Below are 13633 nucleotides of genomic sequence, written 5' to 3'. Positions count from 1 at the left end.
TGGTGGCGCCCCCTCCCCTGTAAGACCGTGGACCCATGGTCACCACCGCACACCCTGCAGCCGCCGCGGACCCCGCCGTCCCCGCCGTGGGCACCCGCCTCCTCGCGGTCCGCCACCTCGGCCCGAACTGGTACGCCGCCGTCATGGGCACCGCCATCGTCGCCAACGCGGGCGCGACACTGCCGTACGGGTTCCCGGGGCTGCGCACCGGCTGCACCGTCGTGTGGGCCTGCTCCCTCGTGATGCTCGCCGTCCTGCTCACCGCCCGCGCCACCCACTGGGTCCACCACCGCGACCAGGCCCGCGCCCACCTCCTCGACCCGGCGGTGGCCCCGTTCTACGGCTGTCTGTCGATGGCGCTGCTCGCGGTCGGCGGCGGCACCCTGATCGTCGGCGGGGACTGGCTCGGCACGCAGGCCGCCGTCGCGCTCGACACCGTCCTGTACGTCCTGGGCACGGCCATCGGCCTCGCCGCGGCCGTCGCGATCCCGTATCTGATGGTGGTCCGGCACCGCATCGCCGCCGACCAGGCCTCCCCCGTATGGCTGCTGCCCGTCGTGGCCCCCATGGTGTCGGCGGCCGTCGGCCCGCTGCTCATCCCGCACCTGCCCGCGGGCCAGGCCCAGCAGACGATGCTCTACGCCTGCTTCGCGATGTTCGGCCTGAGCCTGCTCGCCACCCTGGTGATGCTGCCGGTGATCTTCGCCCGCCTGGTGACCGCGGGCCCGCTGCCCCTCGCCCTCACCCCCACCCTGTTCCTGGTGCTCGGCCCGCTCGGCCAGTCCACGACCGCCACCAACAAGTTCGCCGACTTCGCGCCGGGCGTCGTCCACGCCCCGCTGGACCGGGGCTTCCTCGTCTTCGCCGTACTCTTCGGCGTCCCCGTGATGGGCTTCGCCCTGATGTGGCTGGCGCTCGCCGCGGCCCTGGTGGTGCGCGCCCGGCGCCGCGGCATGGGCTTCGCGATGACCTGGTGGGCGTTCACCTTCCCGGTGGGCACCTGTGTGACGGGCGCCGAGGGGCTGGGCCACCACACCGGCCTCGCGGTCTTCGACTGGCTCGCGACCGGCCTCTTCGCCCTGCTCGTGACCGCCGTGGCGGTGGCGCTGACGCACACCCTGCGCGGCGTCGTCAGCGGAAGGCTGCTCGCAGCGCCGCGCTGAGCACGTCCGGCGCCTCCGTCAGGGACGGCCCGTACCAGGTGAGGTGGCGGCCGCTGACCAGGGCGACGGGGGTGCGCGGGACGAACTCCTCGGGGCCGTCCTCGCGCGTGAAGCGGTACGGCTCGTCGGGCAGCACCACCAGGTCGAGGTCCGCCGAGCGCAGCTCGTCGACGGGCACGCGCGGATACCGCTCGGCGTGGCCCGCGTACGCGTTGTCCACGCCGAGGCGCGCGAGGACGTCCCCCGCGAAGGTGTCCCGGCCGAGGACCATCCACGGCCGCCGCCAGATCGGCACCGCGGCCCGCAGCCGGACCGGCGCCGGGTGCGGCCCGCGCAGATCCCGCAGACCCTGCGGATCCCTCGGATCCTGCAGATCCCGCAGATCCCGCGCATCCAGCAGATCCTGCGGCTCCCGCCACGCCGCCTCCGCCGCCGCCAGCCACCCCGGCCGCCCCGCCCCGCACGCCGCGAGCACCCGGGTCAGCTCACGGAAGGCCTGCTCCACCGTCCTGACCTCGGTCACCAGGACCTCCAGTCCCGCCGCGCGCAGCGCCGCCAGATCGGGCGCCCGGTTCTCCTCCTCGTTGGCGATCACCAGACCGGGCGCGAGGGCGACGATGCGGGGCACGTCCGGGTTCTTCGTGCCGCCGACCCGCGTGACGTCCAGGTCCGCCGGATGGCTGCACCACTCGGTGGCCCCGACCAGCGCGCCCGGCACGGTGACGGCCACCGCCTCGGTCAGCGAGGGCACCAGCGAGACGACCCGCACGGGGCCGCGGGCGAGCGGCACCTCAGCGCCCCTTGTCGTCCACCGCTTCGATGTGGTCGCCGACCGCGACCACCAGGACCCGGGTGTCGGGCACCGTGGCCCGCCAGCGGTGCCGCACCCCGCCCGTGAGGAACAGGGTGTCGCCGCGGCCGAGACGGTAGGCCCTGCCCTCCGCCTCCATCTCCACGGCGCCCTCCACCACGTACATCAACTCGTCGTTGCGGTGCTGGAATTCGCGTCCCTCGTCGTGGTCGCCGATGAACTCCAGGGCGTGCAGCTGATGGTGCCCGCGGGCCAGCTCGCGCACCCGCGCCTCGGGCGTGGAGCCGTCCAGGTCCGTGTCGTCGTCGGCCCGCACCACCTCGACGGTGCGGGCCGGGTCGGCGGCGGCGAGGAGCTCCACATCGGTGGTGCACAGCGCGTCCGCGACGCGCTGCAGGGAGCGCATGCTGGGGCGGGCGCGCTCGTTCTCGATCTGGCTGAGGAAGGGCACCGAGAGGCCACTGCGCTCGGCGACGACGGCGAGGGTGAGCTCGAGCTGGCGACGGCGCCGCCGCACGGCCGAGCCCACCCGGAGGGTCTCCTTGTGCTCGTCCATCGCCTCGGCTCCCTTCAGCGCATCGGCCCGCTCTCACCCTGAGGGGTTCCCTGCACCCTACGCATGTTCGCCAAACGGTTTTGCCCCGTTGCACGGACGCGCACCCGTCGTGCACCACCACCCTTGCAAGGAAGTGCGCCGCGCGCCTGTTTTTCGCGCCCCTCCAGCCCGCGCCCGTACCCCTGCGGCCGAGGCCCTACAGCTCGCGCCAGTAGAGCAGTTGCCCCGCCTCACCGGGGGCGGAACCCTCGGCCGGCACGAACAGGCTGACCAGCAGGGCCGGTTGGCCCCGCGGGTCGGTGAGCAGCGTCGCGGAGGGGTTGGCGAAGGCGCGGCTGCCGCCGTGCGTCCGGATGGCGAGACGGTCCGCCCGGCCGCTGACGGGGTCGTACGCGTAGGTCCCCCAGCTGCCGAAGTCGCCGGGCCGCCCCTGTCCCTCGACGAGCACCACGCGCCGCCCGCCGAGCTCCACGGGCGCCCGGTCGCCGATGTTGCCGCCGTTGCCCCGGCTCCGCACGGCGCGGTCGAGGCGCCGGTCGGGTTCGGCGTGCCAGTGGCGGAAGCCGGTGAGGGTGGCGCGCAGCTGGCGGTCGGTGTCGCAGCCGGCCCGGTAGTGCCCGGTGAGGTGGATGGTGGCGCCGCGCACCGCGGTGATGCTCGGGGTTCCCTCGGCGCAGCGCGAGAGGGTCAGTGGGGCGTCGAAGGAGCGGTGGGCGTGCCCGTCGAGCAGCGCCGGCAGGCTCCGGTAGGCGCGGACCGCGATGTGGTTGCGGGGGTCCTTCTCGTAGGCGAGGACGTAGCCGCCGCGGCCGTCGTGGGCGAGCGTGGCCTGGTGGGTGCCGGGCCCGAAGTCGTGGCGGCGCTGCCAGTGGCGCAGGTCGGCGGAGGTGGCGGCGGCGGCGTGGAAACGGCCGTCGGACAGGAGCGTGTGGTAGACGGCGAGGTACGTGCCGTCCTGGGCCTGCTCGATCTGCGCGGCGTCCATGGTGCGGCCGGTGTGGTCCCGGGCGTCGTAGCGGTGCCCGTCGGCGGCGGTGACGTCCTCGGCGAGGGCGGCCAGGCGCGCGGTGCCCGCGGAGGCGGGGGCGGCGTCGGCCCGTGCGAGCCGCGCGACGACCAGGGCGGCGGCCAGGGCGAGCGCGAGGGCGGCGGCGAGGAGCGCGGTCCTTGGCTGCCTTGCGGTCACGGGTGGGGTCTCACGTTCGGCTGTTCACGAGGAGCGGGGCCACGGGGCGGGGGCCACAGGGGCGGGCCCCGTCGAGGTTAGAGACCCGGCGGGCCCGCCGGAACACCCCGAGGGGTGGGCTTCGCCACAAGGCGACGCCCACCCCTCGGTGCTCGGCAAAGGTGTCGGCCTACTGCACGGCCGTCATCTTCTCCTCGAAGCCCGGGTTCTTCTTCAGCCAGGCGTCGACGGCCTTGGGCTCATTGCCCTTGCCCGCCTTGTTGATCTCGTTCTCCAGACCGGCCAGCTGTGCCTCGCTCATGTGGAACTTCTTGAGCCACTTGGTGAGCTGCGGGTACTGCTCGGGGAAGTCCTTGCTGGAGATGGTGCGGATGGTGTCGCCCTTGCCGAAGCCGCCCTTGGGGTCCTTCAGCTTGGTGAGCTTGTACTCGTTGTACGCCCAGTGCGGCGACCAGAGCAGGACGGCGATCGGCTCCTTCTTGGCGTACGCGGCCTTCAGCTCGGCCAGCATCGCCGGGGTGGAGCCGGAGACGATGTCGTACTCGCCCTCGAGGCCGTACTTCGGCAGCACCTTGTCCTTGAGCGCCGTCATCACACCGGTGCCCGGCTCGATGCCGACGATCTTGCCCTTGAACTTGTCGCCCTTGCCCTTCAGGTCCGCCAGGGACTTGACGTCCTTGACGTACGACGGGACGGAGACCTCCAGCGAGGTCGGGCTGTACCAGGACCCGATGTCCTTGAGGTTCGCCTTGTTCTTGTCCCAGTACGCCTTCTGCGCGGTGGGCAGCCAGGCGTCCAGGTCCAGGTCGAGGTCGCCCTGGGCCAGACCGGTGTAGACCGGGCCGACGTCGGAGGGCGTCAGCTTCATCTTGTAGCCGCGCTTCTCCAGGACACGCTTCCAGAGGTTGGTCACGGCGATGTTCTCGTCCCAGGAGAAGTACGCGACGTTCAGCTCGCGCTTCTTCTCGTCGCCGCCGGAGTTCTTCGGCAGCGGGGCGAGCTTGTCGACGACGCCCGGGTTCTTCTTCAGCCAGGCGCGCACGGCGTCCTGCTGCTTGCCCTTGCCCGCCTTGTTGATCTCGGCCTCAAGGCTGGTGAGCTGCTTCTCGTCCATCTTGAAGTTCTTGAGCCACTTGCCGACCTGCGGGTTCTCCTCGGAGAAGCCCTTGCGCGCCAGCGTGTGCACGCCGTCGCCCTTGCCCCAGGCGCCCTTCGGGTCCTTGAGCTTCTTCAGGTCGAAGTCGTTGTAGGCCCAGTGCGGCGACCACAGCGGGACGACGATCGGCTCCTTCTTGGCGTACGCGGCCTTCAGCTCGGCCAGCATCGCCGGCGTCGAGCCGTCGACGACCTTGTACTCCTTGTCGAGGCCGTACGCCTTGAGCACCTTGCTCTTGAGCAGCTGCATCTCACCGGCGCTCGCCTCGATGCCGGTGATCTTGCCCTGGAACTTGCCGCCCTTGCCCTTGAGGTCGTCGAGCGAGTCGATGCCCTTCATGTACGAGGGGACGGTCAGCTCCAGCGACGTCGGGCCGTACCAGGAACCGAGGTCCTCCAGGTCCTTGCCGTACTTCTTCCAGTACGTGGCGTGCGTCGTCGGCAGCCACGAGTCGGTCTGGAAGTCGACGTCGCCCTGCGAGAGCGAGGTGTAGAGCGGGCCCGCGTCCAGCTGGCTGGTCTCGACCTTGAACCCGCGCTGCTCCAGGACCTCCTTCCACAGGAAGGTGGAGGCGACGCCCTCGTCCCAGGGGATGTAGCCCATCTTGAGCTGCTTGCCCTGGCCGACGTTCTTGCTGTCGGCCACGGACTCCGACTGGGTGCCGCCGAAGATGCCCATGCCGCCCGCGACGAGCGCGAGGACGACGACGCCGACCATGGCGACGACGGGCTTGGGGCGGTAGTTCCAGATCTTCAGGCCCTGCGCGGCCTGCAGCTTGGCGAGCGCGCGGCGGCCCAGCGGCGAGACCTGGCTGCCCAGGCCGCTGGTGACGCGGTCCAGGTAGATGGCGAGGATGACGATGGAGACGCCCGCCTCGGCGCCGAGACCCACGTCGAGCTGGCCGATGGCCTGGTTGACGTCGGCGCCGAGGCCGGGGGTGCCGACCATGCCGGTCAGCGCCGCCATGGAGAGGCCGAGCATGATGACCTGGTTGACACCGGCCATGATCGTCGGCAGCGCGAGCGGCAGCTGGACCCGGAAGAGGGTGTTGCGGGGCGTGGTGCCGAACGCGTCGGCCGCCTCGACCAGCTCCTTGTCGACCTGCCGGATGCCGAGCTCGGTCATGCGCACGCCCGGGGCGAGCGCGAAGACGATCGTGGCGACGATGCCCGCGGGGGCGCCCATCCGGAAGAAGAGGATGGCCGGGATGAGGTAGATCATCGCCGGGAGCGTCTGCATGAAGTCCAGGACCGGCCGCACGATGCCGCTGACCGTCTTGGAGCGCGCCGCCCAGATGCCGAAGGGCACCGCGATCACCAGCGCGACGAAGGTCGACACGAGCACCAGGGCCAGCGTCATCATCGCGTTGTCCCACAACTCCAGGGACACGATGAACGCGAAGCCCGCGAAGGCGAGGACACCGCCGACCAAGCCGCGCAGCCAGAAGGCGATGACGGCGAGGATGCCCGCCATCAGCAGCGGCTCGGGGGCGGAGAGGACGTCGTAGACGCCGTCCCACATGTTCTGGAAGATCGTCTTGATGAAGTCGAACAGCCAGTCCATGTGGGTTCTGAGCCATTCGACCGAGTCGTTGACCCAGTCGCCGAAGGGAATCCTAGGCACCGCTGCTCACCTTGCCCACGTTCTTGCCGCCGTCGTCCTGCACGGGTATGGAGTCGGCCGGCGCGCCCTGCGGCTCCGCGGCCGTCTCCGACTGCATCGGCTCGCCGAGCACGGCGAGCAGCCTGGCCCGCGGTACGACACCGACGAGCTTGCCGGCGTCGTCGGTCACGGCGACCGGCACGTCGCTCGTGGAGCAGGGGGTGAACAGCTCGATGATCGGGGTGTCCTCGGTGACCGTCGCGGCGGCGTCGGCCTGCGCGAAGCCCTTCTCCGGCTCGGCCATGATCGCGCCCGCGGTGAGCACCCGGGAGCGGTCGACGTCCTGCGTGAACGCGGCGACGTAGTCGTTGGCCGGGGTCACCAGGATGTCCTGCGAGGTGCCGATCTGGACGATGCGGCCGTCGCGCATGACGGCGATCTGGTCGCCCAGGCGCATGGCCTCGTTCAGGTCGTGGGTGATGAAGACGATGGTCTTCTTCAGCCGCTTCTGCAGCACCAGGAGCTGGTCCTGCATGTCCCGGCGGATCAGCGGGTCGAGGGCGCTGAACGACTCGTCCATGAGGAGCAGGTCGGCGTCGGTGGCCAGCGCGCGGGCCAGGCCCACGCGCTGCTGCATGCCGCCGGACAGCTCGTCGGGCCAGGACTTCTCCCAGCCCTTGAGGCCCGCGAGTTCGAGCGCCTCGGTGGCGCGCTTCTCGCGCTCGGCGCGCGGCACGCCCTGCACCTCGAGGCCGTAGCCGGCGTTCTCGAGGACGCTGCGGTGCGGGAAGAGCGCGAAGTGCTGGAAGACCATGCTGATCTTCTTGGAGCGCACCGCCCGCATCTCCTTGGCGCTCAGCTCGGTCAGGTCCTGACCGTCGAAGAGCACATGACCGGCCGTCGGCTCCGACAAGCCGTTGAGCATGCGCAGCAACGTGGACTTGCCGGATCCGGAGAGACCCATGACGACGAAGATCTGGCCCGGCTCGACCTCGAAGGAGGCGTCGATGACGGCAGCGGTGGTGCCCTCGTCGCGCAGCTCCTCTCGGTCGGCTCCGTGGCGGAGTTTCTCCACCGCGTCATCGGGTCGTCTGCCGAACACTTTGTACAAGTGCTCGGCCTGCAGCCTGGACACATACACCTCTCGGGTTGAACCAAGACGGCCCGCCTCCCCCGCCGGCGGGCCGTGGAGCGGCACGGAATCTGCCCGTTTACCAAATCGAAATGTTGAATCCTCGACCGGGTTGGCTCCGGGTGCGCCCCTGCCCCCACTTATCCGAACCAAACCAAGGAGTGGTCCACGTCACATCCGTTGCGTGCTCGGCGCGCACTGATCACGATGCGCAACGAACCCCCGCCCGGGACCCGACGGACACGGCCTCGTGCGCAGCGCGTTCGCACTGTCGGTGGTGTGCGGCATGATGCGCGATGTGACTCAGCGAACACGACGGCTCATGCTTCTCGACACGGCGTCCCTCTACTTCCGGGCGTACTTCGGCGTCCCGGAGTCCATGAAGGCGCCGGACGGCACCCCGGTCAACGCGGTGCGCGGACTGCTCGACTTCATCACCCGCCTCGTCCTGGACCACCGCCCGGACGACCTGGTGGCCTGCATGGACGCGGACTGGCGCCCGCACTGGCGCGTCGAGCTCATCCCCTCGTACAAGGCGCACCGCGTCGCCGAGGAGACGCCGAAGGGCCCGGACGCCGAGGAGATCCCGGACACCCTCTCCCCGCAGGTGCCGATCATCGAGGCCGTCCTCGACGCGCTCGGCATCGCACGGGTGGGCGTCGAGGCGTACGAGGCGGACGACGTGATCGGCACCTACGCGGCCCGTGCCACCGGCCCGGTGGACATCGTCACCGGCGACCGCGACCTCTACCAGCTGGTGGACGACGAGCGCGGCATCCGCGTCCTCTATCCCCTCAAGGGCGTCGGCACGCTCCAGATGACGGACGAGGCCTGGCTGCGCGAGAAGTACGGCGTGGACGGTCCCGGCTATGTGGACCTGGCCCTGCTGCGCGGCGACCCGAGCGACGGCCTGCCGGGCGTGCCCGGCATCGGCGAGAAGACGGCCGCCAAGCTCCTGGACGCCTACGGCGACCTGGCCGGGATCATGGCCGCGGTCGACGACCCGAGGTCGAAGCTGACGCCGTCGCAGCGCAGGCGGCTCGACGAGTCGCGCGCGTATGTGGCGGTGGCGCCGAAGGTCGTACGGGTGGCGGGGGACGTGCCGCTGCCGGACGTCGACACGGCGGTGCCGCGCGAGCCGCGCGACCCCGCGGCCCTCGACGAGCTGGCGGCCCGCTGGGGCCTGGGCGGATCGCTGCAGCGACTGCTCTCCGTCCTGCACCCCTGAGGTGTTAGCTTAGGTAAACCTAAGTAGTTGTGGATCAGGGGAGGCCGTCGCCATGGCAGAACGTCCGGCACGAAAAGCACCGAAGGCCCAGACCGCGCGCGTGGTGCGCACGGAGCGGCTGACCCCGCACATGCAGCGGGTGGTCCTCGGCGGCGCGGGCCTCGCGGAGTTCACCGCGGGCGAGTTCACCGACCACTACGTGAAGCTGCTCTTCGCCGCCGAGGGCGTCACCTATCCCGAGCCGTTCGACATCCAGCGGATCCGCGAGGAGTCCCCGCGCGAGCAGTGGCCGGTGACGCGGACGTACACGGTCCGCTCCTGGGACCCGGAGGCCCGCGAACTGGCCCTCGACTTCGTGATCCACGGCGACGAGGGCCTCGCGGGCCCCTGGGCACGGACCGTCGAGGCGGGCGCCACGGTGCGCTTCCTCGGCCCCGGCGGCGCGTACGCCCCGTCGGCCGACGCCGACTGGCACCTGCTGGCCGGCGACGAGAGCGCCCTGCCGGCCATCGCGGCGGCCGCGGAGGCGCTCCCCGCGGGCGCGGTGGCGCGCATCTTCATCGAGGTCGAGGGCGCGCAGGAGGAGCAGAAGATCGCGACCGACGCGGAGATCGTCTGGCTGCACCGCGGCGAGCGCCCGGTGGGCGAGCTCCTGGTCGAGGCGGTACGCGCCCTGGAATTCCCCGAAGGCACCGTGCACGCCTTCGTCCACGGCGAGGCGGGCTTCGTGAAGGAACTCCGCCGCTACCTGCGCGTGGAACGCGAGATCCCCCGCGAACAGCTCTCCATCTCCGGCTACTGGCGCCTCGGCCACAACGAGGACGGCTGGCAGGCGTCGAAGCGGGAGTGGAACGCGGAGGTGGAGGCGGAGCAGGAATCGCCTGCGTAGACGCAGCCCGCTGCCCTTGACGTCTCGGGTGTACGGGGCGTCAACTCCCCGCCCCCCTCAGCACCCCACCAACCAAAGCCCGCCGCTCCGCGGCGGACACCTCCCACCCACCCACCCGTTTATCCCGCGACGCAGGGTTGGAGTAGGGGCGGGTGGGCGGGCGCCCCCGCGACGCCGTGGGAGCAGGGGTGGGCGGGCGCGTACCCCCTGACGCGCGGCGGGAACAGGGGCGGGTGGGCGGGTGTGCTCCACCACGCGCCTCGGGAGTAAGGGCGAGTGGGTGACGTGCCCCGCCACGCCTCGTGGGCACCGGGGCGGGTGCGTTTGCCCCGCGACGCGCCCCGGCAGCAGGGGCAAGTGAGAATGCGCCGCGTCATGCGGTGGGAGCCGGGACAGGTGGGTGTGCCTCGCGTCGCGCCCCGGCAGCGAGGATGGGTGGGGTTGCGCCGCGTCGTGCGGTGGGGGTGGGGGCTCTGGGTGGTGCGTCACCCGCCGGGCCGCAGGCGCAAACGCTCGGGAGGGGACGTGGGGGTATGTGCGCACGGAGCACCGAGCCAGCAATAGCAATGTTGTTCGTGAGGCGTGGCGAACAGTGGATAGCGAGTACGCACATACCCCCGCGGCCCCGCACCCACAAACGAGCAGTAGGCGCAGACGCCAGCCCGAGGCGCCCCGCACCCACCACCGAACCCCAGCCCCTCACACACCCCCAACCCGCGCATGCAAATGCATGTCGTGCCACCCGTCCTCATGCAGCACCGCACTCCGCTTCGTCCCCTCCACCGCGAACCCCGTCTTCAGAGCGACCCGGCACGACGCCTCGTTCGCCGTCGAGTGCGTCAACTCCAGGCGATGCAGGCCCACTTCGCCGAACGCCCACTCCGTGAGCGCAACCACCGCACGCGGCGCCACACCCCGCCCCCGAGCCCCCGGCATCGTCCAGTACGCCACCTCCGCCTGCCCGTCCGCCAGCACGATGCCCCGCAGGGCGACCCGCCCCACCACCACGTCCGATCCACCCTCGGCGACCGCCCAGTACGCGTCGCGCTCCTCCTCCCACGCCCCGCGCCAGCCCTCTATCCAGCCCCGCACCTCACTCTCCGAGTCGGCAACCCGCGCGTGCCAGCGCTGTATCACGGGGTCCTGGAACGCCTCGTACACGGCGGGCGCGTCGGCGGACGACCAGGGGCGCAGGACCAGGCCGCCGGGAACGGGAAGCGTCGGCTGCGCGCGGCGGGCGAGCGCACCGGCCGCGACGATGTCGGAGATCTTGAAGGGCATGGGCGCATCGTGCCAGCAGCGACGCCGGCGAGGGCAGCGGTTTTCCCGGTGCACACCTCCGCTCACCCCAGAAGAACCATGAACAACGCCGCGCCCACCCACACACCCACCCCCCGGCCCCCGCACCCCCGTACGCTGACCCCCTGATGAGACGCAAGCGCCGCTCCCTGGTCGCCCCGCTCCCCCAGCGCGACGGCATCGATCCCATGCGGGTTGTCCTGCCCACCGACGGCACGTGGTCTACCGTGCGTGACTTTCTGGTGGAGCGGCTCCCCGTCGGGGCCGGCGTCGTCGACGTGATGGTGCGGGACGGCCGGATCGTCGGGGCGGACGGGGTACAAGTCACCCCGGCCACCCCCTACCTGCCGGGCGCCTCCGTCTGGTTCCATCGGGACCATCCCGCGGAGGCCCCCGTCCCGTTCCCCCTCGACGTCGTCCACCGCGACGAGCACATCGTCGTCGTGGACAAGCCGCACTTCCTCGCGACGATGCCACGCGGCAGCCACGTCACGCAGACCGCCCTCGCCCGCCTCCGCACGGAGCTCGGCATCCCGACGCTGGGCGTCGCCCACCGTCTCGACCGGCTGACCGCGGGCCTGCTCCTGTGCACCGTACGACCCGAGGAACGCGGCGCGTACCAGACGCTGTTCAGCGACCGCCGCGTGCACAAGGAGTACGAGGCCATCGCACCGTACGACCCGGACGTACCGCTCCCCCGCACCGTGCGCAGCCACATCGTGAAGGAGCGCGGGATCATCGCCGCGTACGAGGTGGCGGGCGCGGAGCCCAACAGCGAGAGCCGCATCGAACTCGTCGAGCACAAACCCGCCCCCACCCACCACCGCCTCGGCCGCTACCGCCTCACCCCGCACACCGGCCGCACCCACCAACTCCGCGTCCACATGAGCGCGTTGGGTCTGCCGATCCTCGGCGACCCGGTCTACCCGACCGTGGCCGAACCGACCGCGGCGGACGACTTCCGCCGACCCCTGCAACTCCTGGCGAAAGTCCTGGAGTTCACGGACCCGGTCACGGGCGTCGCCCACCGCTTCGTCAGCGGCCGGACGCTGGACGCCTGGTCGGCGTACGACGACTGGGCGCGCTAGCGACGGGCCGCCCGTCAGCGGTCGGCGATCAGTAGCCGCGCCACCAGACGAGGAACCGCTGCCACGCCCCCTTGGGCCGCACCGCCTCGGGCGCCACCGCAGGCGCGGCCGGCGCCTGCGCGACGGGGACGGTATCGACCGGTTCCGGCTGCCGCGGCGCCGGCGAGGACACCTGCCAGTCCCTGCGCGGCGTCGGCAACTGAGCCGAAGGACGCGCCATGACATCCTGCGGCGGCCGCGGCGCGAACTTGACCGGCAGCTCCACCAGATGCCGCGACAGAATGGACGACGTCCAGCGCAACTCACGCTCGTCCACGGACAGTTCGACGTCCGGAAGCCGCATCAGGAGCGCGTCGACACCGGTGTCGGCGATGGCACGGCCGATGTCCTGGCCGGGACACTCGTGCGGGCCGCCGCTGAACGCGAGGTGCGAGCGGTTGCCCTGCATGTTGGCGGCGAGGTCGGGCCGTACCACCGGGTCGACGTTGCCCGGCGCGATGCCGAGGATCAGGCCGTCGCCCGCCCGGATCTGCTGGCCGCCGAGCTGGGTGTCCTGCTTGGCGAAGTAGCCGACCATCGCGCTGAACGGCGGTTCGTCCCACAGGGACTGCTCGACCGCCTCGGGGACCGTCATCTGGCCGCCGCTGAGCTGGGCGCGGAAGCGCGGGTCGGTGAGGACCATCCGCAGGACGTTGGCGATGAGGTTGGCCGTGGCCTCGTACGCGGCGATGAGGACCAGCCGTAGATGGGCGCCCACCTCGTCGTCGGAGAGCCGCGCGGGGTGGGCGAGGAGGTTGCTGGTGAAGTCCTCCTCCGGGTTGGCCCGGCGCCGCGCGACCAGCCCCATCAGGACTTCCATCACGTACGCGTTGCTGGCGATGGCGGTCTCGGTGCCCTTGATCATGTCGCGGGCGGACTGCACCATGCGCTCGTTGTACTCCTCCGGCATGCCGAGGACGTGGCACATCACCATCATCGGCAGGTGCTCGGCGAACTGGCTGACCAGGTCGGCGCGGCCGTCCTGACAGAAGTCGTTGAGCAGGTGGTTCGTGTAGCGGTTGATGTAGCGGCGGATGCCGCGGTGGTCGATGCCGGACATGGCACCGGTGACCGCGCCGCGCAGCCGCTGGTGCTCGTCGCCCTCGACGAACGTGCACATCGGCTGCCAGGTGAAGACGGGCGCGAGCGGGTGGTCGGGTCCCGCGGTGCCGTCCTGTACCGCGCGCCAGCGGCGCGAGTCGCGGGTGTACTGCGAGGGAGTGCGGACCATGTGGAGGTTCTCGCTGTGGCCGAGGACCGCCCAGATCGGCACGTCGTTGTGGATCAGCACGGGCGCGACCGGGCCGTGCTCGGCGCGCAGCTTCTCGTACAGTCCCGCGAGGTCGGCGTCCGCCTCGGGGCCGTAGAGGCGGCGCAGGCCGCCGGGGCCGAGGCCGTGGGCGGGGCAGCCGGGCGGCGCGGCGGCGGGGCCGTCGGTTCCGGGCCAGGAAGAGGAGGTCGTCACGGTCGTCGCTCCGGGATTC

The 13633-nt window shown here is 71.5% G+C and carries 11 protein-coding genes; 4 read left to right on the top strand and 7 right to left on the bottom strand.

Annotated elements, in window-relative coordinates:
- Nucleotides 1-35 precede the first annotated feature (35 nt).
- Nucleotides 36-1163, top strand: a complete 1128-nt coding sequence (locus ACZ6CV_RS33845) for a TDT family transporter (protein WP_469255274.1) — start codon at nt 36-38, stop codon at nt 1161-1163.
- On the opposite strand, the gene ACZ6CV_RS33840 is transcribed toward ACZ6CV_RS33845, so the two are convergent.
- From ACZ6CV_RS33840 to ACZ6CV_RS33820, 5 genes are all read right to left on the bottom strand, one after another.
- Nucleotides 1132-1932 carry a helical backbone metal receptor gene (locus ACZ6CV_RS33840; protein WP_469255386.1) on the bottom strand — a complete coding sequence of 267 codons (801 nt, stop codon included), beginning with the start codon at nt 1930-1932 and terminating at the stop codon, nt 1132-1134. The genes ACZ6CV_RS33845 and ACZ6CV_RS33840 overlap by 32 nt on opposite strands.
- Before the next feature lie 22 nt (nt 1933-1954).
- Nucleotides 1955-2530, bottom strand: a complete 576-nt coding sequence (locus ACZ6CV_RS33835) for a helix-turn-helix domain-containing protein (RefSeq protein WP_469255270.1) — start codon at nt 2528-2530, stop codon at nt 1955-1957.
- Between the two features lie 196 nt (nt 2531-2726).
- A complete protein-coding gene (locus ACZ6CV_RS33830) occupies nt 2727-3716 on the bottom strand; it encodes a hypothetical protein (RefSeq protein WP_469255269.1) in 990 nt (329 codons plus the stop codon).
- A 169-nt stretch (nt 3717-3885) separates the two neighbouring features.
- Nucleotides 3886-6495, bottom strand: a complete 2610-nt coding sequence (locus ACZ6CV_RS33825) for an ABC transporter permease/substrate binding protein (protein WP_469255267.1) — start codon at nt 6493-6495, stop codon at nt 3886-3888.
- Nucleotides 6488-7609, bottom strand: a complete 1122-nt coding sequence (locus ACZ6CV_RS33820; protein ID WP_469255265.1) for a quaternary amine ABC transporter ATP-binding protein — start codon at nt 7607-7609, stop codon at nt 6488-6490. The genes ACZ6CV_RS33825 and ACZ6CV_RS33820 overlap by 8 nt, the downstream gene beginning before the upstream one ends.
- Before the next feature lie 319 nt (nt 7610-7928).
- On the opposite strand from ACZ6CV_RS33820, the gene ACZ6CV_RS33815 reads away from it, so the two are divergent.
- Nucleotides 7929-8834 (top strand): 5'-3' exonuclease, encoded by a 906-nt coding sequence (locus ACZ6CV_RS33815; RefSeq protein ID WP_469255263.1) that lies wholly within the window; start codon nt 7929-7931, stop codon nt 8832-8834.
- A gap of 52 nt (nt 8835-8886) precedes the next feature.
- Nucleotides 8887-9723, top strand: coding sequence for a siderophore-interacting protein (locus ACZ6CV_RS33810; RefSeq protein ID WP_469255261.1), 837 nt, complete (start codon nt 8887-8889; stop codon nt 9721-9723).
- Nucleotides 9724-10422: 699 nt separating this feature from the next.
- On the opposite strand, the gene ACZ6CV_RS33805 is transcribed toward ACZ6CV_RS33810, so the two are convergent.
- The gene (locus ACZ6CV_RS33805; RefSeq protein WP_469255259.1) at nt 10423-11004 is read right to left on the bottom strand and encodes a GNAT family N-acetyltransferase; all 582 of its coding nucleotides are present in this window, start codon (nt 11002-11004) and stop codon (nt 10423-10425) included.
- 146 nt (nt 11005-11150) lie between these two features.
- Here ACZ6CV_RS33805 and ACZ6CV_RS33800 point away from each other — a divergent pair, with 146 nt between their 5' ends.
- On the top strand, nt 11151-12110 hold the full coding sequence (locus ACZ6CV_RS33800; protein WP_469255257.1) for an RluA family pseudouridine synthase: 960 nt from the start codon (nt 11151-11153) through the stop codon (nt 12108-12110).
- A gap of 28 nt (nt 12111-12138) precedes the next feature.
- Here ACZ6CV_RS33800 and ACZ6CV_RS33795 read toward each other — a convergent pair whose 3' ends face one another.
- Nucleotides 12139-13614: a cytochrome P450 gene (locus tag ACZ6CV_RS33795; protein WP_469255256.1), complete on the bottom strand. Its 1476-nt coding sequence runs from the start codon at nt 13612-13614 to the stop codon at nt 12139-12141.
- Nucleotides 13615-13633 lie beyond the last annotated feature (19 nt).

It is taken from the genome of Streptomyces sp. NPDC041713 (assembly GCF_055591085.1).
The sequence above is the reverse complement of the archived record's forward strand: the minus strand, read 5'-3'. Positions and strand labels throughout refer to the sequence as shown.

Bases quoted from the DNA above. Each gene is read 5' to 3' on its own strand.
- ACZ6CV_RS33845 (WP_469255274.1), top strand. From the start codon at position 36: ATGGTCACCACCGCACACCCTGCAGCCGCCGCGGACCCCGCCGTCCCC.
- ACZ6CV_RS33835 (WP_469255270.1), bottom strand. From the start codon at position 2,530: ATGGACGAGCACAAGGAGACCCTCCGGGTGGGCTCGGCCGTGCGGCGG.
- ACZ6CV_RS33815 (WP_469255263.1), top strand. From the start codon at position 7,929: ATGCTTCTCGACACGGCGTCCCTCTACTTCCGGGCGTACTTCGGCGTC.
- ACZ6CV_RS33810 (WP_469255261.1), top strand. From the start codon at position 8,887: ATGGCAGAACGTCCGGCACGAAAAGCACCGAAGGCCCAGACCGCGCGC.
- ACZ6CV_RS33805 (WP_469255259.1), bottom strand. From the start codon at position 11,004: ATGCCCTTCAAGATCTCCGACATCGTCGCGGCCGGTGCGCTCGCCCGC.
- ACZ6CV_RS33800 (WP_469255257.1), top strand. From the start codon at position 11,151: ATGAGACGCAAGCGCCGCTCCCTGGTCGCCCCGCTCCCCCAGCGCGAC.